Here is a 23,532-nt window from a genome sequence, read left to right on the forward strand (position 1 = left end):
TCGTTCGATATGAGGGAATCGATAGGGAACGACTTTATAGGATGGGTGATTGGATGAAACAAGCAACGATTCAAAATAGTAACGGCATGACACTATCCGCCATCGACTATGGCTGTGCGATGACGGAGCTGACGGCCCAGGACCGAGAAGGTAACCTAGAATCGGTCATTTTGAAATACGGGGACGTCTCTCAATACTTAGAAAACCCGATTTATCTTGGATCGGTCGTCGGGCGAATCGCCGGACGCATCCGAAACGCAGAGATTGATGGTGTCGCCTTGTCCCCAAGCGAGGCGCCTCATCATATCCATGGAGGAGACAAAGGCATCACGGCCCGTTACTGGGAGATGGATGCTGAAGAGCGTTGTATCCAGTTTACCTACGTGAGCCCGAATGGGGAGGAAGGATATCCCGGGAATGTCTTCTTCAAAGTGATTTATGAACTGACGGACGATAATGAGCTGATTGTCACAATGACGGCGGAGACGGACGAACTGACATGGGTCAACCTGAATCATCACAACTACTTCAATCTCGGCGGACGATCGACCATCCATGACCATATGCTGACGCTACCAGCGGATTCGGTCGGGGTGCTCGATGCAGAATCGTTGCCGACAGGAGAGTTGCGAGACGTGAGCGGGACGCCGTTTGACTTCCGAGATAAGAAAGCGGTCCGAGAAGCGCTCGAGTCTGGAGATGAGGCGATTGAGCGTGCTGATGGACTCGATCATCCTTTCATCTTGAAGGATGAACCGATCCGATTGCATGACCCGGTGAGCGGACGGACAATGACAATCGAGACGAATCAACCCGTCATGGTCGTCTATACGGGCAACTTTCTCAGTGAAGCGACGCCGGTGACGCTTGATGGTCGACAAAAACATAGCGCGATTTGTCTCGAGGCACAGGCGTTCCCGGACGCTCCGAACCATCCACACATCGCGACCTCGATCGAACTGAAACCGGGTGAATTGTATCATTCGCGAACGGTGTATCGGTTTTCAGCGAGTTCACATTAAAAAACACATCCGATTCGACAATCGGATGTGTTTTTAATGTGAACTTTTTGGCTTTTTGAGCATGTAGACGCATCGGTTATTTCTTTTTGTTGCGACGTAGATAGAAAAGGATTGCGACAATAAGGGCAATCAATGCGATGAATCCGACGAAATACCAAGTCGGGTTCATCGAAGTAGACTCGTTAGACGTGACATCTCCTTCTGCTTGCTCACTTTGGATACTCGCACTATTCGTAAAAACTGCGCCATTCTGATTTTTTACCGCTACACTAAACGTCTCACTCGGAAAAGCAAGTGTTTGAATGAGGGCTGAATCGATCGTATCGTTCGTTGACACAACAATCATTGCCTTATCCTCGTTCCAAGGAGAAGGTTGAATCCATGCATATTCAGAAGACGTCTCTGGAACGAATCCATACTGCGATAAATCCACTTGATTGTCTTTTGTGACGAGCCAGCTCTCTTTCTGCTCGTTGAAGAGGGGACTTTGCTCCGGATCTCCGATATAGATGATCGAGCGGTTAGAGACCGTCTCCTCGGTCACGTCTTTGGCCCGAATAAACTCGACTTGTTGCGTTAAAGGTGTGACCGGTAAACCACTCATCACGCCAACCATGTTTTGCAAAGTTTGTGCATTCGATTCGTCCGGGATCACGAACACAACACCAGGATCAGTCGAAAACAGACTGGCCATATTCGAGAAAACCTTGTTATTTGCTTCTCCACTTCCTTTTGGCAATGTCAGCTGACTGTCACTCGAGATGAAAATCCAGCGATCTAAATCACTCTCGTTACATGGCGCTTCAGAACGAAGACCGTTCGCTTCAAACGATACATCTAAAAACGTATCTTTTTGAAGTGTCGATGCATCGATTTGAATCGTATATTGCTGCCATTCTTGATCATCCTCTAAAGGCGAGAGCGGGATGGAGTGTGGGGTGCCGTTCACCCATGCAATCAACTCCGGAGACACGTCATTGTTCTGCTCAGACGTTACGTACGCCGATGTCTTGAAACGGACCTCCATCTCCACGGTGGATTGCCGATCGATGACTGGCAACGGATAAAAGTAGTTTTGACTGACGGCTTGGGTCCCGCTCAACATAAAGTCAGAGGCTCCGAGTGTACGTAAATCAATCGTGTCACCACTTTTTTGAACGGAAGGTGCACTTGATAGGGCGAGTTGACTCCCGTTCAGCTGTTGTCGCTGCGTCGTGATGAGAAGATGGTCCACCGTCCCTTCGAAGGAAGCCGCATCTTCTGCGAGGACGAACATCGCATCGACGGCCGTATCGTCGCTGACGATTCGAGCTTGCTCAAACAAGACATCCTCACCTTCAGGGAGGGTCTCTAGTTCCTCGATTAACGTTTGGACGGGACCGGTGAACGAATCCGTCTGACCGACGAACACGTACCGTCCATCCAATGTTTTCAATTGTCCTTCATATTGAAGCGATACGTTATTCGGGTTGGCTGCGTCCCCTTGTAGCTGTCGGAACAGAAGAAGTCCCGCTTCTAAAGACATCGTGTCCGGTGAGTCCGGGAGTACGATTGTCAACTTCTGGTTGGTCGTTTGAATAAAGGGGTTCGGATAATCATTTAAAGTGAGTTCGACTTTGCTTCCGATTGAAAGAAAGCTTGATGGAAGGACCGTCAGCCAACTTCCCGATGTGTTTCCGGTATCACACATGCGCCCTTCAATCACGCCCGTGAAGCGCACGGTGACTTCATGTGTCCCTTTCGTCAAGTGCTCGTCTTGAAGTGGTACACGTACGTTACCTTGCGAGGACTCCTTGGATAATGCGACTGACTTAAGCGGTTCACCATCGATATCGATGGTGAGTGCCGACGGGGGAATCAACAGTTCAGAGTGCGCCCAGTCGACGGATACGTATTTTGAGGAAGCCGCTTTCTCATCTCCGAGCATGGTATATGTGTACGTTCGAGAAGACGTTTCACCAGGCAATACATCATCTCCGGTCGTCAATAAGCGTTCTCCCACATCGCTTGCGGAATCGATGGGTAGTGAGGAGCGAAGCTCTGTTGCAGCTTGTACTGAAAAAGTTGAGAAAATCAAGAATACGGTCAATAAGTAGAGTGTAATTTTTTTCATAATATCCTCCCCTTCATTCGAATCGGTCTGTTTTGTACCATCTCACTTCTTGATTAAACAAGACGCGTTTGATCTCGAGGTAAAGCGAGTAGATGACGAGTAAAATCCATAACTGGCTGTACGTGAAGTACATCAGAATGACAGTGAAGAAGTTTGGAATGTTAAATTCAGAACGCTCGATACTCAGTGTCACAAATACTTCCGTCACAAAGAGAAGGAATGCAAGAACCCATAAAACCAAAGTGATGTTTCCTACCTCGAGACCGATGTCGAAAAACAAATTGATGATAAATAAACCATTTGATAAAATGACCCCAAAGAAAAACAAAAAATAGGTGAAGAAAAAGTAAATGATGTCGAAGACGATTTTCTTTCGTTTCAACGAGAACAGTTGACGCATAAATTTGAGGACGACGTATTGATTCCCACGTGCCCAACGCGTTCGTTGTTTCCACCATACTTTTAGCGTCTGTGGCTCTTGTTCCCATGTGATTGCGGCCGGGAAAAAGCGGATATGCCACCCGAGTTCGTACACACGAACCGTCAATTCAGTGTCCTCCGCGAGTGCCGCTTCGTCCCATCCCCCAAGTTCTTCGATAATAGTACGGCGTATGGCGAAGTTTGTCCCAGGAATAGTGGAGATGTTGAACCATTTCCACCTACCTGCCTGTGCCATCCATTGGAAGCAAATCGTTTCAATGTTAATAAAACGGGTCAATAAAGTCTCATATGCATTCGTCACTCGGAATTTTCCGACGACGGCCCCCGCATCCGGGTCGTTGACAAGTCCCATCACGAGGTGATACACACCATCCTTTTCGGGTGTGTTATCCGCATCATATATGACGAGAACATCACCGGTCGATTGGGTCAATCCATAGTTTAAAGCAGAGGACTTTCCTTTTCCTGCGTAATCCGGTGTTGTTTGGACGACATGGATAAATGAGAATTTTTCTGCGAACGTTTGGGCGATTTCACCAGTGCGGTCAGATGAGTTGTCATTGATCAAAATAACCTCAAGTTTATCGTGTGGGTAGTTGATTCGAGACATTGCCCGAAGCGTAGCGGCGACGACAACCGCTTCATTATGGGCGGGAATTAGGACCGAAACTTTTGGCAAGTTCTTCATGTTCTTCGACCATTCAGGGATTGGATTACGAAATGTCATGTAATGCCAAAATCCACCCTGCATTAAAAACATATGGTATAGAAGCATCGTCCAAATCATGACGAGCGAAAATAGGAATAAGAGATTTGCCATGATTATCCACGCTCCTTAAATAATCGTTTTTTGCGCTGTCCACGCAGGTAGAGTGTATATAACAAAAATGTCAGGACAGCGACGAACGTGATGAGGGCAAGGACTAAGAGCGCTCGTTCAAGAAATGAGGTCGGGGCATACAGGCTCAACTGACTCATTACGCGAGAACGGTCGTCTTGCAGTGTAAGATCGCCGTTTGTAGCTGTGATGGAGACATTTTCTGTACGAACCCATTCATTTTGCTCACGTAAGTCAAGCCAGCGAAAGTCGGGTGTGGACTCCATCATGTTGACGAGGTCCGATAAATGTTCTGTTCCGAGATAAGGGTGATAAAAACCGCCAATCATCGAATCACGTACAATCATCAGTTCGTCACGCGAGCGACGCATTTCGTCGACCGGTCTTGGAAGGTCGGTTCGAACGTATCCAATTGTTTCTGGGTATAAGGTCATTCCATGTAGAAGCGACGGTTTAGCAATATAAGGAGTCGAGCCCATAACTTCCCAATTTGTGTTACTAAATTGTACTTGTCCAAATATATTAGAAAAATAATTCGATGTTAAGGCATATCCTGAATGTGACATCGTGTAGTGTGGTGCTTCAAATCCTAAAGGCTTAAGGTCGAGTGACACAAGCTTATGAATCGAGTTCGTTAATTTTGACTGCATATAAGCCGTTTCTCCCTCTAATAACGTCGTTACGTATTCAGTATAATCACGATTGTTACTGAACGCTTCACGTTTTTTTAGAAGGGGAGGCGTTTCATTCGAAGGAACGAGTACCGGCTGATTGTTCTCGACATCCCAAAACTCAAATCCTTCTCCTGTTTCTGAAGAACGATATTGATGAGTATAGCCATGTGAGATGACGGAAGCACCACGTTTTTCAAGACTTTGAATAACATCAAGCAGTTCTGGACGGTCGGTATAGTGAACAAGTTGCTCACTCCCTGGTTCGGCATACACTGTAATTACCGCTAACAGAATTGGTACGTCTCGGTCTAACAGATAGTTCCCTACCTTTTCAAGGAGTTTTGGATCTGTGCTCGGATTAATATCTTCTAGTCGAAGATACCCAAGATGCTCATTTGATGATTCGACTTTAAAAAAGTCAAATAGGCTATCCGCTACGAGTAAAGAAGAACGGTTCAATAAATTGTGAATTCCTGAATAAAAATGGTCATCTGTTTGAACGATGACCGCTTGTTTTTTATCATTGTGCATCGAACTTGCGTGCACAATTGAAGCTGGGTCATCTACAGTCAGGATTGAGTCAGCTGATTCGAAAGTTAAAAAATGGTCGGTACGCGCTTGATGGAATTTGGAGACTCCTTGTTTCGTTGTTGTTTCTAGTTTGTTAAAGATATCAAGTTGATTCACGTTATAGCCGATTCCATACAATGGAGAGTCTAACTGGTTAATTCGCTCACGAGTTGATTCAGGAATTGTCGCAGGATTTGCACCGAAGTAAAATAAGTGAGTTGTCCCACTAAACGATTCTTTTGATACTTCAGTGTCGCGAAGGATGTCGATTTTCTCCGAAAAGTGGGAAATCAGAGCATCCAATTTGTAGACTTCTGGTGGAATATCATTTGTTTCTGAACTAAAAACGATTGTAACGCTCGGTTCTTTTGCAAAAGAAATTTGTGGGATACCAACTAAGACAAGAATGAGAATAATCATTTTATAACGCATAACTCTTCAACTCATTTCTCAATAATCCGAGGACGTCATCAGGTGATTCGATCTTTGCTTCTTTTGTGACGGTGTAGTGGGCGATATGGTTCGTGAAGGATACCTTTTTGCCGTTTGACAGCTCGTAGTCCCCAATCAATTGTCGGAAGCGATTCAAAATGATAATCATATCCGATTCAGAAGCATAAGGTAGAATGAGCGCGAACTCTTCCGTGGACAATCGAAATTTTTTATCGGTCGTTCGTGTCGATTGGTGAAGACGTTCACTAAAAAATGTTAAAAAACGTGTTGCTTCCTCATTTCCATAGAGTCGTATAAATTCTGTGAAGTAGTCGATTTGATAGAGCAGGACGGTGAATGATTCTCCGTGACGGTTTGTACGATTGATTTCCAACTGAAGTTCAAGTTCAAAACGTTCTTTATTGTCAAGTCCCGTCTCCTCATCGATTGATACGAGTCGTCTGACCTTCTCCTGTAATGAAAGGTTTAATCGGTTTAATTGATTGATTCGTGCATAAATACTTCCGCTTAAAATGACAAAAACAATCAACCAGACACCAAACTGTAAGAGGGTGGCTTCTGAGAACAAAAACATTTGGTCGGTAGGTCGGAAAAATAGGTTCCAAAAGTACAGGCTTCCGAATAAAAATAAAATTACCAGGGCCGTGAATAATCCTGCACGCATCCCTGCAAACAAGCTAATAAATAAAGCTAAAGCAATTAGTAAAGACCCTTCAATCGTTACATTTCCTAGGTCCGGCATGTACAGTAGAAATAGAACGGCAGCGATCAACAAAAGTCCAATTTGTAAACTGACTAAACTTGTTTTACGGAATGAGGTATCCATCGATTAGTCCCCCTTCTGCTAATAAAGGCAGTAAATTGTCAAAAGCGTGAGTCTCTTTCGTATCTACATCAAGATACCCTCCATAGTAATCAGATGATGAGTCGGAAACCATCGATGAGGTGAGTCGATTCATCACTCGCTCTGCAAAGTCCCGTTCATCACGCTCGAGTAAATAAAAGATTGCCAACGCATAGACTGCTTGAGACTCATAGTTGACAGTTGGTTTTTTTGAGTTGAGGTCGTACCGTCCGTAGACAATCCCGTCATTGAATGTCTCTTTAAAGAAAGAATAAAACGATGCGGTCGATAATCCGAACTGTTCATAGCGCAAGGCGACATATAATTGATCAATCATATTGATTTCCTCATCGAACTGATACGTCTGAGTTGAGATGACGTAAGATTTTGCGAAGAACGGATCGCTCAGCGGCGCATTACTCAATACTTGTTTGCTGTTGTCGTACAAGTCGTTCACGGCCATGTGGCGTAGGGCGTCCTCATCTAAGTAGCTTAAAGTCAAAACGTCTCCACGTTCCTTTGTTGCCAAATCGACGAAGTCAACGGGGATCCCATCTTTGACCCCAATTGATGTGAGTGAAGTGCCAATCTGTTCAGCCAATTTAATGTAAGAAGGTTCATCAAACGCATCTCCCGCTTCATACAGGGCGTGAACGATTCGAGCATCATCAATCCAGGCATTCGCAGGGCTTCGTGTAAGCTCATCGTTCGTCCTTTCAAGTCGCCAACTAATTAAATTAGATGCATGCAAGAAATGCTCGGTGAGTACATCGACTTGTGAGGCAAATTCGTCTGCGCGATCCCGTTCGACTAAAAATAGCAAATAGAGTCCGAGAGACTCAGATAAAAATTCGTTCTCGCGATTGGTCACATTCGTTTGGATGAGACCTTTTTCTGTTAACAGATGACTCCGAATGAATGATTCTGTTGGAAATTCACTCTCGTAGTCTTGAGGAAGCTCAATTTCTTCTTTGTTATCTGAACATCCGTACAATAAAAATAAACATGAGAGTGAGATAGAAATAAGGTGTCGCATAGACTCCCCCTTGATAAAGTGTAGTTTTTAAATGTTTATAATAATTTATACCCTAATAAACTCCTGCCTACTTCCTTATGTTGTTGAACCTTGAAAAAAATGACTTCTTTTCTAGTCGGTTAGAAGAACTAAAGTGATGACATCGATGATGAATGTCTTTTTCGATTGTTTTACAGTGCGGTCTGAATGAATAAGTTTATTATATCGATTCGTTACACATAAAAAAAACCCTGAATGCTCGATACTTAGAAAAAGTGTCGATATTCAAGGTTCAGTTCATAGGGTTTAGTACGAATTTCTTTGTTTTTATAAATATGTCTCTCGGACTTCACGGCTACGCGTGACCTTAGCTGGTGTTCCATAAGCAATTACTTGACTTGGTAGGTTGGAGACAACAGTCGCTCCGGCGCCGACGACTGTGTCGGGTCCGACGTGAATGTTATGAATGACCGTGGCCCCCATGCCGATGAAAGATCTAGTCCCGATTGTTACACCACCGCCAAGATGTGCACCAGGTGCAATCGAGCTAAAGGGTTCAAGACGACAATTGTGATCAACCGAAGCCATCGTATTGACGACACAATGTTCTTGAAGGACAGAATTCGGATTAATGACACTACCCGCCATCACGGCGACCCCAGGACCGATGGACACGTTACGTCCGACAATCGCGCTCGGATGAATCGCTGAAATAAATTCAAAATCTGGCATACGTTCTCCTACCTTGATTGCGATGGACGCACGACGATCGTTATCCCCGACACCGATGATTCCTTTTCGAATGATAGAATTAGCACCAATTAGACCAAGAACGGGATAACCATAGATGAATTTCCCTACAAGTTCTGGACTGTCATCGTAAATGCCCGCAATTCGATAGAGCCCCATTAATTCTAAGATATCAATAATGACTTGTGCGTGACCGCCTGCACCAAAAATCACAATCCACTCCATCGGAAGTCACTCCTTTTTTGTTGAAAAATGTCGAATAGATTTGTCTGTAATGACATTATTTCCGATTCTTTTGATTTCAAACAGAATGACAATGAATAAACGAACATGAAATGGTATCGTGATTGATAAACGATGAGATGAAGGTATTTTAAATGATGTTATTTATTTCTGTTTCGTTGTTCTCGAAAACGGATATTTTGTTAAAGTCCTTTATCGCGCTCAGGAAGGAGAAGAGACTATGTCTTTTACGTTAATGTACATTACAAATCAACCTGAAGTAGCACGTGTTGCGGAGCAAAATGGAGTTGATTGGATTTTTATTGACCTTGAAATAATGGGGAAAACGGAAAGGCAAGGTCATTTGGATACAGTGATTTCCCGACATAACTTTCAAGACATCAGTCGGGTACGTGCAGTGTTGAAACATTCAAAACTACTTGTAAGAGTAAACCCGATTTTCCGAGGGTCCCGTCAAGAAATTGACGAGGTGATTAATCGCGGTGCGGATATCGTTATGTTGCCTTACTATAAAACGACGGACGAGGTAAAGAGACTGATTGAATATGTTCATGGTCGTGCCAAAGTTTGTCTTCTTTGTGAGACGAAAGAAGCTGTAGAATGCATGCCTGATGTTTTAAAGTTAGATGGAATCGATTTTATTCATATTGGGTTGAATGACTTACATTTAAGTTATGGACAATCTTTTCTTTTCGAACCACTTGCGAACGGATTAGTGGAAAAAATCATTAATCAAATACGTGAGCAGGATATTGTTTACGGATTTGGTGGAATTGCTCGTATAGGGGAGGGCAAATTACCTGCAGAAAAAATTTTGGCTGAGCACAAACGTCTTGATTCTTCGCTCATTATTTTATCACGGAGTTTTTGTAATTTAGGGAATATTAAAATGATGTCCGCATACCAAACTCAACTTTTTAAAGAGGGGGTTTGGAAAGTAAGGGCATATGAGCAACACCTGAAATATGTATCCTCAGACTGGTTGGAAAAAAATAGACGCAGTCTCGTTTTGGATGTTGAAAGTATTACTACAGAAATTCAAACACAGAAAGGGATTTTGTTATGAATGTATTGGTAACAGGAATGCGTCTATCGTTAAATCAAAAAGAACAACTAGAACAAATCGGATGCAAAGTCACTATGCTAGAGCAAGAGTCCGATATCTCACTACAAGATGTGACAAAAGTAGAAGTGCTCGTTTGTCAAAATATTTTCGCTTATAGACAAGTCGAGGAGTTTCCTCAGCTGAAAATCGTTCAAGCAGTGAGTGCCGGCTTAGATCGATTGCCTCTTGAAGAGTTAAAAGAACGTGGTATTGAGGTTTATAATGCCGGCGATACATACGCCGCGCCAATGGCGGAGTGGATCATATGGCAACTTCTTGATTTTATGAAACATGGTGCATCACTTCGTGAAAAACAATCCAACCGGAAGTGGGAAAAAGAGCGACGCTTACTCGAATTGACAGGGAAGACAGTGACCTTACTTGGTGTAGGTCATGTGAGTGAAGCCATAGCGACAAGACTTCGACCATTTGGTGTTCGCCTAATTGGAGTTGGACACCGAGAAAAAGTAGTTTCATTTGTCGATCAATATGTTTTGATGAATGAGCTACGAGATGTATTACGTGAAAGTGACGTTATTATTCTTGCGCTTCCACTGACGGAAGATACTTATCATTTAATAAATGAGGAAACACTCCAGGTGATGAAAGAGGATGCTATTCTGATGAATGTCGCACGGGGAGCGATTATTGATGAGACCGCTCTTGTTTCAGTGCTAAAAGAAGGGAAATTTTTTGGTGTATCTCTTGATGTGTTTGCATCAGAACCACTACCATCAGACCATCCATTGTATGATTTTGATTGGGTGTCTATCAGCCCCCATAATTCCTATGTATCCGATCAAGTGAATGATCGATTGTTCAGCAACATTTTGAGTAATCTAAAACAAGTTCATACAAATCATGAACGTTGACTCGAGAGCCTTTGGATCTCGGGTTTTTGTTTTGATAATTCACTAAAAAATTATATCGAACTCCCTTCAATTCGGATTTATCCATTTTTTTGAAGGGGAACAATGACATATAACGTCATTTCTGATTGCCCCGTACACCTTGAGACAAACAGCATAGAAGGAGTGAGAAGGATGCCAAAGAGCATGCCGTTAGTCAGTCTAGTTGTTCCTATTTATAACACTGCACCTTACATCGAACAATGCCTTGAAAGTCTTGTCAATCAAACCTACCCAAACCTTGAAATTATCTGTATCAATGATGGAAGTACGGATAACAGTTTTGATGTTTTAATGCAGTATGACTCGGATTTACGCGTGCAACTATATGATCAGACAAATAGAGGGTGTTCGTTTTCTCGGAATCGAGGACTCAATTTGGCAGATGGAGAATACATCATGTTCGTTGATAGTGATGATTGGCTCGATCTGGACGCCATTCGCCTAATGGTAGAACATGCCGAGAGAGAACGAGCAGATGCAGTTATGGGAACGTATGTCCGAGAATACGAGGGACGTTCTTTACCTAAACATATTTTTAACGCAAACTTCCTGTCTTACGATGAAGAAGAAACCAAGAGATACGTTCATCGGCGTTTATTCGGACTTATGGGTGAGGAACTAGCTCGTCCGGAAACAGTGGACGCCCTGAATTCAAATTGTATTACCTTATATCATCGTGATTTGATTAAACATTTATCCTTTGATAGCACATATGGATCATTCGCAGATTTATACTATCAAATTCGTGCGTTGGAGAATTGTAAACGATTTATTTATATCGATTATCCTGTTTATCATTATCGGAAGACAAATGTAACATCGATGACGAGTACGTATCAAACAAATTTGATTGCTTCTCGGATTGAGTTCTTTCACATCCTCATGCGTTATATCGAAGAGCGAAATCTCGGTGAAGATTACAATCGTGCGCTTTATAATCGAATCGCACTAAGCATGATTGGGATTGGGTTGAATGAGATTTGGTCTCAAAAATCACTTTTGAATCAAGCGGAAACGTTGAAGCAAGTGTTGCGTCAAAAAGAATTTCGCCAAGCATATTCTCAAATTGATATGAAGTACTTCGATTTGAAATGGAGGACGTTCTTCCAACTTTGTAAACGTGAACAGACCATTTCACTCGTTCTAATGTTACGGAGTGTCGACTATTTACGGAAACGTGTATAAAGGGGTGTTGATGATGAAACGTGTCCTCATGGTCGCGTCGGTTGTATCCATGATTGAAAGTTTTAATCGTGACAATATCAGAATACTACAGGAAATGGGTTATGAGGTTCATGTTGCAACGAATTTTGAGTGGGGGAGTATGTACTCTAAAGAAAAAATCACACGTATTCGGGAGAGTCTTCAAAGAGAAAGGGTCTCCATGTTCCAAATCGATTTTGAGCGTGACATAAAAAAAATAAACCGGCATGTTAAAGCTTTTCAACAATTGAAAGATGTACTTTCACAACAAACGTATGAATTTATCCATTGCCATTCTCCAATCGGTGGGGTGATTGGCAGACTGGTTGCTCGCCAAACCGAGACTCCCTGTATGTATACAGCGCACGGGTTTCACTTTTTCAGAGGTAGTCCTTCGCTTAACTGGTTACTTTATTATCCTGTGGAGCGTACACTTGCTCATTTAACAGATACACTGGTCACGGTGAACCAAGAGGATTATGAACGGGCATTGACGTTCAAAACGTCCCGTACGTTCCGGATACCTGGGATTGGAGTCGATACGAATCGAATTGAGCAAATCTCCATCAATCGATCTGAGAAACGCAATAATCTAGGTGTTTACCAAGATTCAGACTTTGTACTGTTGTCGGTCGGAGAACTGAATGAAAATAAAAATCATGAAACGATCATCCGAGCGATCGCGACGTTGAAAGATCGAAACGTTCAATATTGGATTGCCGGAACCGGCGATTCGAAACAGCGCCTCGAACGAATGATTATCGAACTTGAACTAAAAGAACAAGTACATTTACTAGGATTTCGAGAAGATGTATTTGAAGTGATGAAAGCTGCCGATTGCTTCGTTTTTCCTTCTCGGAGGGAAGGGCTTGGCATGGCGGCCCTAGAAGCGATGGCAGCGGGCCTGCCTCTAATCACATCAAATGTTCATGGAATCAATGATTATTCAGTTGAAGGTGTGACAGGTTATAAATGTGCACCTGATGACATCGCAGGTTTTGCCCGAGCGATTCAAATGATGCGTATTGATTTAAAAGTGGCACAACAGATGGGGTCGAATAATATAAAAACTGCTAAGTCCTATGATATTGAGCAGTCAAAGATCGAAATGAGACGAATTTACGAGTCCGTTCAGGCTTCTGGACATTAAAGTGAGGGGGTGCCGTCATGAAACTTGGATCAGAAGTGAGTATCGTACGATATTTGGTACTGATTTATTACTTACTTGCGACGACAGTCTTTTATATGCTTGCCATTTATGTAAGTGGGAATGGTATATCTTTTCAAATTTTTGGTGGGGGAGATGACGGCCTATTTTATTGGGAACAAGCCATGAATGTCTTTTATGACTTATCGTGGATCCGAACTTCTATATACCCTTGGATTATTGGGAAATACCTCCAACTGATTGGGGCGGAAAGTGTATTTGCGATTCGTATGTTTAACTTTGCTGGTGTCGTATTGCTTATCCACTTTTCACTGAAATTAGTAACTGTCCAATTGGAATCTATTTCTCTAAAGAAAAATGCCACAGAAATTCGAAAAAGAGCTTATCTCCTCTCACTTGTCAGTTATATCGCCTATATTAGTTTGTTTTTCAATATCACTACGTCAATTTTTCGGGATGTATGGATTTATATGTTGTTCGTGACTGCCACATATTTAGCTACACGTTGGTTATTTGAAAAGAATTGGACCTATTTCATGCTCCTTGTTCCGACAATTTGGCTACTCGGTCAATTCCGAACTTACGCTCTTCTTTCTTTTGTGTTGGCGATGAGTATTTGGTTTGTATTTACACTCGTTAAGCGTCCTGTTGTATTCCTAATTATGTTTCTTATTGTATTCGGCGTCATTTATTCATTCTTTATGGATATCCAAGTTCCTATTGTTGAACGTACACTTCGCTCTGCCTTACAGTATCGATCCAGCGGGCTAGGTCAGTTAGGTGGGAGTAGTCAAATGGGGATTCAACTTGATGCAACGAATTATCTAGGTTTCTTGGCAAATTATGCACACAGTTATTTGGGTAACTTAGTTGGACCTTTGCCATGGCACATTCGGAGCGTGTCTACATTAATCGCCTTTGTAATTGAAGCGGTTCCGATGATTTTGATTTTAGGGTTTCTATGGTTGAGAAGAGGGTGGGTGACGAAAGTTCAAGGTTTCATTTTGACACAAGCTTTTGTATGGAACGGACTGATTGCCATCACCAACGACAACATTGGTACATCATTGCGATTACGAGCTATTGCATATTTACTGATTTTACTTGTATTCGTTGTCACCTATAGTCAGTATCGTGCTGAAACAGGGAAAAAGTCATCGTCATTCTCTCGCCAATGAAGATTTCAAAAGAATGATAAGTATCTCCTTCCTATTTTGAATTGAATGATTTTCGGAGAGGGAAAGGTTCACTATCTAATTCATAAATGGTGTCGACAGTCGAAAAAGTAAGGGAGGTATAGTCACCGTGAGAGATATCAACTCGTCAATCCAGGATACTTGGTTTATTTTGAAATCTAAAAAGTGGCTTATTTTAATGACGATGATTTTAATAGGAGCGATTGCCTACTCGTTAAGTCGGTATGTAATCCCACCGACGTATGAAGCTTCGACGCAAATTTTGGTGGTACCAAAACAAAATGGGACTGAAGCGTTAGACAGTAATCAGATCCAATCATCGCAGGGGCTGATTAATACGTATCGAATTATTATGAAAAGTCCAATCATTCTAAATGAGGTGCGTGAAAATATCCCGAATGCCCCTGAAAAGTTAGAAGAACAAATTGTTATTGAAAGCGAAGAAAATTCGCAAGTCATTACAGTTCGTGCTACCGCAGGATCAGGGGAAATGGCTGCAAGTATTGCGAATGAATTAGGTTTGGTATTTTCAAGTGAGATTCCAAGCTTAATGAAAGTCGATAATACACAAATTTTGTCACCTTCATCTGTTCCGATTGAACCGGTAGAGCCAAATATTCCACGGAACACTGCAATTGGTATACTCCTCGGGTTCATTTTCAGTAGCGCATTCGTATTAATTAGACATCTTTTCAACAAACAAATTCGAACTGAGGCGGAAGCAGAAGCCATACTTGGAATACCAGTGATTGCTTCGATTCCTCTATTTGAACGTCAATCGTTCAAATCAGATAAACATAATCCGCACTCATCGAATCAAGTAAAGGAGGGAGAGAAATATGTTCCGAAAACACAAAGAAAGCTTTCATAGAAATATGAACCGAAATTTAATTACAATCTCAGATCCGAAATCGCCAATCTCCGAACAATATCGTACACTACGTACAAATCTTGAATATACGTCGCTCGGTACAGGACTACAAACAATACTTGTAACCTCGACTTTTACTGGAGAAGGGAAATCGACAACCGCTGGAAACTTAGCCGTTGTATATGCTCAATTAGGTAAACGTGTACTAGTCGTTGATTGTGACATGCGTCGTCCAACAATGCACCAAATCTTCCGACTAGATACGAAGAATGGCCTTTCAAATGTTCTTGCAAAACGTGTCACAATTGATCTTGCCATTCAACAAACTCAACTTGAAAACTTATACGTGATGACGGCAGGCGTCATTCCACCGAATCCATCAGAACTACTCTCTGCACCTTCCTTTAAAGAGATGTTAGATCAAGTGCAGACCCAGTTTGACATCATTATTTTAGATGCACCACCAGTGATGCAAGTTGCGGATAGTCGAGTGATTGCGACTGAGGTTGACGGGACAGTTCTCGTTGTGAGTTGCGAAGCTTCAGATCGGGATGAAGTAGTAAAAGCGCGTGATCAATTGACAATGACAGGCACCAAAATTCTAGGTCTTGTGTTAAATCGCCGTGAGTATCGAAAGGATCGAAATAACTACTATTATGCATATCATTAAAAAGGAGGGATACCTATGGCGACCAAATATGCTCTCGAACCGGAAGAAGTCAGTTCGAATCAAATTAAATATGGTGCCTTGGTATCCTACGTTTCAATTGGTTTCAATATCATTTCAGGATTTCTCTATACGCCATGGATGATCGGAAAGATTGGTCAAGCTAATTATGGATTATACATTTTATCGTTTTCCATCATTGCCATTTTCGCATTTAATCTAGGTCTTGAAGTAGTAGTTGCCAGATTTTTAAGTAAATATCGAAATGATGGGGATCGGCAAGGTGAAATCCGCTTTCTAGGCATCGCCTACAAATTATTTTTTTTGCTGACCTTTATATTAGCGGTCGTGTTAGCCATTTTATATGTGTTTCTAGATAATCTTTACGGTAATTTGAGTGCTGGTGATTTAGAGAAACTACAATTTATGTACCCAATTGTTGCTTTTTACATTTTGATTACTCTAATATCTAAGCCACTCGATGCAGTGTTTATCGTAAATGAGCGTTTCATTCAATTCAATTCATTGCTATTTTTTGAGAAAGTAGTGATTGTAACCTGTACAATCGTAGCTCTTGTGATGGGGTATGGCGTATATGCGCTCGTTGTAATCAATGCGATTGTTATATTATTAAATAATATTTTCAAAGTACTATACATCTTTAAATATACAGATACTAAAATAGACTTCATGGCCAGCGGGAAAGGGATGTACCGTGAAATTTTTGTTTTTTCCTCTTGGCAAACGACTGTTGCTGCAACACATAACTTTCTAATGAATATCATGCCGACAGTACTTGTGATTGTAGCAAGTGGGGTTGCCGTTGCAATCTTTTCGATCGGGATGGTTGTTCAAGGTTATGTATTGCTTATAGCGACAGCAGTCAATTCACTTTTTTTGCCAAAAGTATCAAGGCTCACCCATTCAGGTGATGTTAAAGATATCGAAAACCTGATGATTCGGGTTGGTAGGATTCAACTCTATGTTGTGGGATTCATTACAGTAACATTCATTGCGATTGGATCGGAATTTATTCACTTTTGGGTAGGTGATGCATTTCGCGAATCATATATTGTTGCGTCGTTACTCATTGCGATGGGTGTGATTACGCTTCCTCAAGAAATTGCAAACATCCACCTTGTAACGACAAATCAAATTCGGTATCGAGCTTACGGGATGGTAATCTCGGCAGTCATCGGTTTAGTGCTCGCAATATTTTTGAGTGGGACCTACGGCGCGAGTGGAGCAGCACTCGCTCTCATGATTGGTTACTTAAGTGGAAATGCTGTATTTATGAATATCATCTACGTAAAAATATTAAAGATAGATGTTTTGCGATTTTTTAAAGAATGTCATTTACAGCTACTGCCTGGACTTTTGTTGACATTAGTTATCGGGATGGTGATTCAACACCTACATCCATCCTCAAATATGATTGAATTTTTATATAAAGCAGTGGGACTTGTTGCTCTATATGCGGTGTTTACTTGGTTCTTTACGGTGAATCAGTTTGAAAAAGATTTGATTCAATCGATTCTTCCGTTTAAGCGTATAAAGAAGGGAGAACTCAAATGAACATGTATCGTCGTTTTTTTAAGCGCCCTCAAGATCTTTTGTTAGCAATAGTTGCTTTAGTGTTACTTAGTCCTCTCATAGGGGGGACTGCTCTTCTGATTCGCCTCAAACTAGGTGGACCGATTTTATTCAAGCAAAAGCGTCCCGGAAAAGACGGTGTGATTTTTGAGATGATTAAATTCCGGACAATGACAGACGAAAGGGACGAGGCGGGCGAACTTCTTTCTGATGACAAGCGTTTGACATCATTCGGGCAAAAGTTGCGTTCGCTCAGCATCGATGAATTGCCTAGTTTGAGGAACATTGTGAAAGGTGATTTATCCATCGTTGGACCGCGGCCTCTGCTCGTTGAGTATTTACCACGTTATAACGATAGACAAATGCGTCGCCATGAGGTGAGACCGGGATTGACTGGTCTTGCACAAGTGAACGGACGCAATCGTTTATCGTGGGAAGAACGATTCGAGATGGATGTGCAGTATGTCGACAACATCACGTTTATAGGTGACTGGAAGATTATCTTTCAAACCGTCTATAAAGTACTCAAAAGAGATGGAATCTCTTCGGAAACATCGGCGACGATGGAAGCATTTATGGGTAGCGAACAAAATCACAAAGAAGACGCCCTCACCCGCTGAGAGCGTTTTTGTTTTTGCATGGATACAGGAGTTTTACAGAATTTCTCGAATAATACAAAAAGAAAAAGCGCCTGACTGAGTGTCAAACACTTTTCTTCATTTGTTGCTTCCGGTCGCGTTGTACTTTCCAAATCACTGAAGCAATGACGATTAGGATTGGTGCAAAGATCCACGGTCGAGCTTCTAGAATGGCAACAAGTTCAAAAATCGAGAGCCATCCGCTCACCATGATTAATACAAGTAAAAAAGTTTTCAGTCCCCCCCGGACCGGAAACCAGAAATAAACGAACAAGGTCACTAAGAAGAAAGCGATTAAGCCCATGCAATTTGTCCTTTCACCCATCATTTTGACTCATTATAGCAAAGAACATCGAGAGAGTGTTAGAAGCTTCACTTCTTAGGTGTGTTTCGGTACGCTTAGAAAAGATGATTGAAGGAGGAACAGATGTGAAATTTGGAATTATTGGTTTAGGATACGTTGGATTGGCCACACTTTGCGGATTGGCAAAAGCCGGTCATCACGTCATCGGTGTCGAGGCTGACGAAGAGAAGTTACGTCTCCTCATGAGTGGACACCCACCATTCCATGAACCAGGCATGGCAGAGGTGCTACAAGAGCACGCCGATCAAATCACGTTAACAGATCGTGTTGCGGATACGGAGCAGGTCGACTATTTGATTCTTGCGGTCGGGACACCGAGCAAGTCAGATGGTAGCTGTGACTTATCCTATATCGAAGCAGTCCTTTCGGAACTGAGAACGAAGCATAAAATTATCATTCGTAGTTCAGTCCCCCCCGGTACGACAGATTTATTGAACATCATGTATCCCTCTCATACGTTTGCAATCGTACCTGAATTTTTACAAGAGGGACGTGCACTTGCGGATGTCATGAAGCCACATCGGGTCGTTATCGGCTGTGAGGACATTGAAGTGTCAGAGGAGCTGGCCGGCATATACGGTCGTCTCGGCGTTCCGCTCATCTGTACGATACCCATCAACGCAGAACTCATCAAATACGCATCGAATGCATTTTTGGCCACGAAAATCAGCTTCATGAATGATTTGTCGCGCTTAGCCGATAAAGCAGGTGCTGATATTATAACAATTGCGGATGGAATGGGACTCGATCCGCGTATCGGACGCTCGTTCTTAAACGCAGGAATTGGATATGGCGGATCGTGCTTCCCGAAAGATATGAACGCACTGCTTCATGTCGCGAAAGAGAATGAGATTGACTTACGTGTCATCCGAGCGGCGGCAAAAGTGAATGAGACGCAAATCGAATATGTGCTGTCTAAACTAAATCTTCAACCGAACATGCGGATTGCGATTCTTGGTTTGGCATTCAAGCCGGGAACGGACGATATGCGGGATGCCCCGTCGATTTTACTCGCGCACCATATGGTCGCCCGAGACGTTGAAGTCATCGGGTATGATCCGATTGCGACGTGGGAGTATCCGCAGGCGGCATCGATTGAAGAGGCGTTGCATGGTGCGGACTGTGCTGTTCTCGTCACGGAATGGGATGAACTCGTGAATTTGAGACCGGAGTCCTTTTCGAGTATGCGCCAGCGTCGCTTGATTGATGCGCGAAACGCGTGGAAGTTTGCGCGCGACCCGAGTGCTGTTTCGTACGAAGGAATCGGACGGATGCAACGTCCATCGAACACACCAACTTCAAACTAACATTGTTTAGGACTGCTCATATAGGCGGTCCTGTTTTCGTGTAATTTGAATCCTTCAGAAGTCTTGTATCGTAAAGAAAGGAGAGGAGGCGAGGTATATGTGGATTCTCATTCTAGCAGCAGGAATCGTCGTCGTATTAGGCTTCGCGGTAGACAGGTTCGGCTGGTATCATTTGATCTCAGGGTATAATACGATGTCTAAAGAGAGGCAAGAACGTGTAGACATCAAGCGGGTGGCGCGACTGATTGCTTGGATGTGTTACGGCATTGGCGCGATGTTTCTGTTGATTGCACTCATCGACTTGTCTGGATGGAGCGCACCACTCGAACCGTTCTTTCTCGTCCTATTCGTCTTCATCGTCGCCATGCTTTGGCGGATGCAGCGGTATGACGGGAACATCTTTGATGAATCTGGTCGTTTGAGACCGGGTGGGAAAAAGCGCCTCATCCCAATCATCATCGTCTCTGTCGTATTACTCGTCGGTGTGCCCGCGCTCCTATTTTGGTTCAGTCAACCGACTGAGGTGACTGTAACAGACTCGGTGATTGTCATTGAAGGCAGTTATGGTCGTGAAATCCCGCTCGATGAAGTGGAAGACGTGACATGGACAATCTTACCGGACATCGCGCGTCGGACGAACGGAGCAGACACGGGAACACGTCTGACTGGACATTTTCGCACGGAAGCAGGAGAAGATGTCCTCCTGTTTATCGATCGCGATGTCGAACCGGTCATTCGACTCGATTGGTCGGCAGAACCAATCTATCTCAATCAGTCGTCGGCAGAAGCGACGCGAGCATTATATGAAGAGATTCAATCACGCTGAAAAAAGGGACACTCAATGCGAGTGTCCCTTCGTGTTGACCCAAGTTTCAAATGAAGCCGCATCAAGAGCTGGTGAGAAGTAGTAGCCCTGCCCGAGCTCGACTCCTTCATGAATCATTCGTGACAGGTCGTCATCGGTCTCGATGCCTTCAGCGAGGGCGGTCAGCTGTTGCTCGTTCGCAAAACGCGACACGGCACGTAAGAAGGATGTACTTTCTTTCGCCTTCCCACTCACATACATCCGGTCGATTTTGACTTCTTGAATCGGCAAATGCCAAATCGCTTCGAATGAGGCATATCCGGTCCCGAAGTCGTCAATCGAGAGGCAATATCCGAGGTCGGCGATATCTTCTAACCGTTCGAGTTCACTCTCATACGACATAATATCTGACGACTCCGTCAATTCAATCTTCAATCGGTCCGGTAGCCAAGGATGTAGCTCGATGGAGTCCCGAAGTTTCGCTACAATCGACGGGTCGACCGAATGAGCCGACAAGTTGAACGACAGTGAGATGTCTTCGAAAGGTGTGTCTTGCCACGCGACGAGCTGTGCGATCGTCTGGTCGAGAATGTTATGCGATAGCCATAAGATTTGATCGGATCGCTCTGCGACACGAATGAATTCGTTCGGTGGAACGACTCCGACGTCAGGATGTGTCCAGCGGGCGAGTACTTCCGCCCCGACGACACGGTCTGTTTTCAGCTCGACTTGTGGCTGATAGGCGACCGTCAATTCACCTTTTCGGATCGCCTCTGGAAGCGCCTGCTCAATCAGTGCGGCGAGTTGCATCTGGGCTAGGATGTCTGAGTCATACCAAACCGATGGGATGCGGGTTTCTTTGGCGTGTTGTAACGCCTTCATCGCCTCAAACAAACAATCGTTATACGCAGGTTTCGTCTCGGTTGCACCGATTTGGATGTGTACATTTTGTCGTTTATGATTGACTGTCAATTCCGTCGGGAACAGTTCCAATAATTCATGTTCATCCTCAAAAGAGAAGCCTCTGACATACAGCATGAACGTATCGTCCCGATACCGCCCGAATAGATGTTGTGCATATTTGGAGAGGCGAGCCTCGACGGTGCGCGCGAACTCGTTCATGAGAAGATCGGCGTATGCCGGATCGTACCAATCGACGAGGTGATGGTAGTCATGCAGTCTAATCAAGACGAATGCACCGTCAATCTCTTGATTCTCCCATCTGCGGATGAAGCCATACTCGTTGTAGAGGTTGGTCGCCAAATCAAAGCGCACGAGACGGTCGACTTTTCGTTCCCGCTCGACACGATCGGTCTCATCTTCAACAATCAAATAATATGTCAATTGTTCTTCTCGTTTTAGCGGTGTCAATTTCACGTTCAAATAACGAGTATGTTCACCTTTCAAATGAATGATGAATTGGGCGCTCGTTCCTTGGTTGGTCACGCCTTCAAGTGCTTGTTCAAACAAACGGCGACCCGTCTCGGTGAACAGTTGGTTGATCTCATATAAATTTCGGTCGCCAAAAAACTGACGGAACATCTCATTTCGTTCAATCAGATTATAAGAATCATCCATCAGCGCGATGGCGAGCCCGGTCTCTGAAAAGAGGGACGACCAACGTTCGTGATAGCGCACGAGATCCTGTGAGCGATTTTCGAGCTCATGGAAGGTCGAATGAACGCTTGCGGCAATCTCGCGTAACTCGTCCTCAATGCCACGGAAGTCATGCGTCTTCGGGAACATCTCTTCAACCGGCGTGAGACTTGGATCGATAGCAAGCGCTCGTGCCTTGAGGTGCGCCAAATCGTGATTGTAACGCTTGCGCGTATAGTAAAGCAGGAAAATCAGTCCGAGTGATAAGAGGAATGTCATGACGAATGAGGTAGTGGCGAGAATTTGGTAATGTTTACTTTCTTCTCGTAGCGCGATCTCTGAAGTAGAGCGAATCGAGCGAAGAGCCCCATACGCATCTTCGTAGACGTTCGTTGAATTGACATAACGAGCTTCTAGAGATGCCTCACGGTTTGCCATATTGGCGAACGATTGACCACTTTCTGCCACGTCGATGACCGCTTTCGTTTGTAACGTTGTGTTCGATGCGATGATTGTTTGGATGATTGCCGCTTCGCCTACAATCAAATCAACGGTACTGGCCAGTTGGTTCTCGTCAATTGAATCACCGAGTAAGGAAGCGCCGTTTCGCATGAGCATCGATTGCATCCGCATAATAGCGTCAATCAGTTCATAAGCTGCATTCGGTTGATTCGTTTGTTCGAGCGCTCGATAGAACCAACGGCGATTGATTGAACTGATGACATCGTTCGGGACCGCCTCGAATCGCTCTTCTTCGAGAATACGGTTCAAATCGTTCGAGAACGTCTGAAGCGTCTCTCGTTCCCGTTCGTTTATACCAGCTTCGAAGTCGTTCAATAAGCGCTCATTGTATTGGAGTGCCCGTTCTTTGTACGGTGTGGATAAGAACGATGACGTCTGATTCGACTGTTCCTCGTAACGGGTCGCCGCCTCGAAGAGCGTCACATACGCTTCGACACCAGCCAGGTCTGCCGCCTGATTCAAATTCGCGATCGTCTGGTCGATGGCTTCTTGTTTTTCATGCCAATAAAAACTCGTTCCAAGCCCAAACAACAGGACACCGATGAGACAAGCGACCGCAAGCGCCATCGTGTAGATACGGTATGGAATTTTCGCGAAACGGGATTGGCCCATCCGGCACCTCC

Annotated in this window: 20 protein-coding genes; 12 read left to right on the forward strand and 8 right to left on the reverse strand. The window is 43.7% G+C overall.

All coding sequences use genetic code 11. From position 1 onward, the window contains the following. Positions 1 to 53: 53 nt before the first annotated feature. Entirely contained in the window at positions 54 to 1,022 is a 969-nt protein-coding gene (locus KNO96_RS07695) for an aldose epimerase family protein (protein ID WP_214703240.1), read from the forward strand. A gap of 76 nt (positions 1,023 to 1,098) precedes the next feature. Here the strand turns inward: KNO96_RS07695 and KNO96_RS07700 are convergent, their stop codons facing one another. The 6 genes from KNO96_RS07700 to KNO96_RS07725 form a co-directional block, all read right to left on the reverse strand. Continuing rightward, positions 1,099 to 3,135, reverse strand: a complete 2,037-nt coding sequence (locus KNO96_RS07700; RefSeq protein ID WP_214703241.1) for a cellulose biosynthesis cyclic di-GMP-binding regulatory protein BcsB — start codon at positions 3,133 to 3,135, stop codon at positions 1,099 to 1,101. 13 nt (positions 3,136 to 3,148) lie between these two features. Beyond that, the gene (locus KNO96_RS07705) at positions 3,149 to 4,396 is read right to left on the reverse strand and encodes a glycosyltransferase family 2 protein (RefSeq protein ID WP_026825201.1); all 1,248 of its coding nucleotides are present in this window, start codon (positions 4,394 to 4,396) and stop codon (positions 3,149 to 3,151) included. Between the two features lie 2 nt (positions 4,397 to 4,398). Next, positions 4,399 to 6,090 carry a DUF2334 domain-containing protein gene (locus KNO96_RS07710; protein ID WP_214703242.1) on the reverse strand — a complete coding sequence of 564 codons (1,692 nt, stop codon included), beginning with the start codon at positions 6,088 to 6,090 and terminating at the stop codon, positions 4,399 to 4,401. After that, complete coding sequence (locus tag KNO96_RS07715) at positions 6,080 to 6,937, reverse strand: GGDEF domain-containing protein (RefSeq protein ID WP_026825203.1); 858 nt, start codon at positions 6,935 to 6,937, stop codon at positions 6,080 to 6,082. The genes KNO96_RS07710 and KNO96_RS07715 overlap by 11 nt, the downstream gene beginning before the upstream one ends. Continuing rightward, complete coding sequence (locus KNO96_RS07720) at positions 6,918 to 7,991, reverse strand: hypothetical protein (protein ID WP_214703243.1); 1,074 nt, start codon at positions 7,989 to 7,991, stop codon at positions 6,918 to 6,920. Before KNO96_RS07720 ends, KNO96_RS07715 begins: the two co-directional genes overlap by 20 nt. Positions 7,992 to 8,297: 306 nt before the next feature. Further along, on the reverse strand, positions 8,298 to 8,945 hold the full coding sequence (locus tag KNO96_RS07725) for an acetyltransferase (RefSeq protein ID WP_214700003.1): 648 nt from the start codon (positions 8,943 to 8,945) through the stop codon (positions 8,298 to 8,300). Positions 8,946 to 9,183: 238 nt separating this feature from the next. Here KNO96_RS07725 and KNO96_RS07730 point away from each other — a divergent pair, with 238 nt between their 5' ends. The 9 genes from KNO96_RS07730 to KNO96_RS07770 all read left to right on the forward strand — a co-directional run bounded on the left by KNO96_RS07730 (position 9,184) and on the right by KNO96_RS07770 (position 18,297). After that, on the forward strand, positions 9,184 to 10,029 hold the full coding sequence (locus KNO96_RS07730; protein ID WP_214703244.1) for an aldolase/citrate lyase family protein: 846 nt from the start codon (positions 9,184 to 9,186) through the stop codon (positions 10,027 to 10,029). Then, positions 10,026 to 10,940, forward strand: coding sequence for an NAD(P)-dependent oxidoreductase (locus KNO96_RS07735; protein ID WP_214703245.1), 915 nt, complete (start codon positions 10,026 to 10,028; stop codon positions 10,938 to 10,940). The genes KNO96_RS07730 and KNO96_RS07735 overlap by 4 nt, the downstream gene beginning before the upstream one ends. Positions 10,941 to 11,123: 183 nt before the next feature. Then, entirely contained in the window at positions 11,124 to 12,164 is a 1,041-nt protein-coding gene (locus KNO96_RS07740; RefSeq protein WP_235181872.1) for a glycosyltransferase family 2 protein, read from the forward strand. A gap of 49 nt (positions 12,165 to 12,213) precedes the next feature. Beyond that, entirely contained in the window at positions 12,214 to 13,332 is a 1,119-nt protein-coding gene (locus tag KNO96_RS07745) for a glycosyltransferase family 4 protein (RefSeq protein ID WP_285800482.1), read from the forward strand. Positions 13,333 to 13,349: 17 nt separating this feature from the next. Next, on the forward strand, positions 13,350 to 14,528 hold the full coding sequence (locus KNO96_RS07750) for a hypothetical protein (protein ID WP_214703248.1): 1,179 nt from the start codon (positions 13,350 to 13,352) through the stop codon (positions 14,526 to 14,528). Positions 14,529 to 14,655: 127 nt separating this feature from the next. Beyond that, positions 14,656 to 15,417, forward strand: a complete 762-nt coding sequence (locus KNO96_RS07755) for a YveK family protein (RefSeq protein WP_152538872.1) — start codon at positions 14,656 to 14,658, stop codon at positions 15,415 to 15,417. Between the two features lie 4 nt (positions 15,418 to 15,421). Next, on the forward strand, positions 15,422 to 16,087 hold the full coding sequence (locus KNO96_RS07760; protein ID WP_251126696.1) for a CpsD/CapB family tyrosine-protein kinase: 666 nt from the start codon (positions 15,422 to 15,424) through the stop codon (positions 16,085 to 16,087). A gap of 15 nt (positions 16,088 to 16,102) precedes the next feature. Then, positions 16,103 to 17,659, forward strand: a complete 1,557-nt coding sequence (locus KNO96_RS07765; protein ID WP_214703250.1) for a lipopolysaccharide biosynthesis protein — start codon at positions 16,103 to 16,105, stop codon at positions 17,657 to 17,659. Next, positions 17,656 to 18,297, forward strand: a complete 642-nt coding sequence (locus tag KNO96_RS07770; RefSeq protein WP_285800476.1) for a sugar transferase — start codon at positions 17,656 to 17,658, stop codon at positions 18,295 to 18,297. The genes KNO96_RS07765 and KNO96_RS07770 overlap by 4 nt, the downstream gene beginning before the upstream one ends. An 82-nt stretch (positions 18,298 to 18,379) precedes the next feature. Here the strand turns inward: KNO96_RS07770 and KNO96_RS07775 are convergent, their stop codons facing one another. Then, entirely contained in the window at positions 18,380 to 18,619 is a 240-nt protein-coding gene (locus tag KNO96_RS07775; protein WP_026825214.1) for a hypothetical protein, read from the reverse strand. A gap of 125 nt (positions 18,620 to 18,744) precedes the next feature. On the opposite strand from KNO96_RS07775, the gene KNO96_RS07780 reads away from it, so the two are divergent. Then, on the forward strand, positions 18,745 to 19,986 hold the full coding sequence (locus KNO96_RS07780) for a UDP-glucose dehydrogenase family protein (RefSeq protein ID WP_214703251.1): 1,242 nt from the start codon (positions 18,745 to 18,747) through the stop codon (positions 19,984 to 19,986). A 97-nt stretch (positions 19,987 to 20,083) separates the two neighbouring features. Beyond that, the gene (locus KNO96_RS07785; RefSeq protein WP_214703252.1) at positions 20,084 to 20,812 is read left to right on the forward strand and encodes a DUF3784 domain-containing protein; all 729 of its coding nucleotides are present in this window, start codon (positions 20,084 to 20,086) and stop codon (positions 20,810 to 20,812) included. Positions 20,813 to 20,824: 12 nt separating this feature from the next. Here the strand turns inward: KNO96_RS07785 and KNO96_RS07790 are convergent, their stop codons facing one another. Then, complete coding sequence (locus KNO96_RS07790) at positions 20,825 to 23,521, reverse strand: EAL domain-containing protein (RefSeq protein ID WP_214703253.1); 2,697 nt, start codon at positions 23,519 to 23,521, stop codon at positions 20,825 to 20,827. Between the last annotated feature and the right edge of the window lie 11 nt (positions 23,522 to 23,532).

It is taken from the genome of Exiguobacterium sp. s89, assembly GCF_018617735.1.
In the GTDB taxonomy this organism is placed as follows: domain Bacteria; phylum Bacillota; class Bacilli; order Exiguobacteriales; family Exiguobacteriaceae; genus Exiguobacterium; species Exiguobacterium marinum.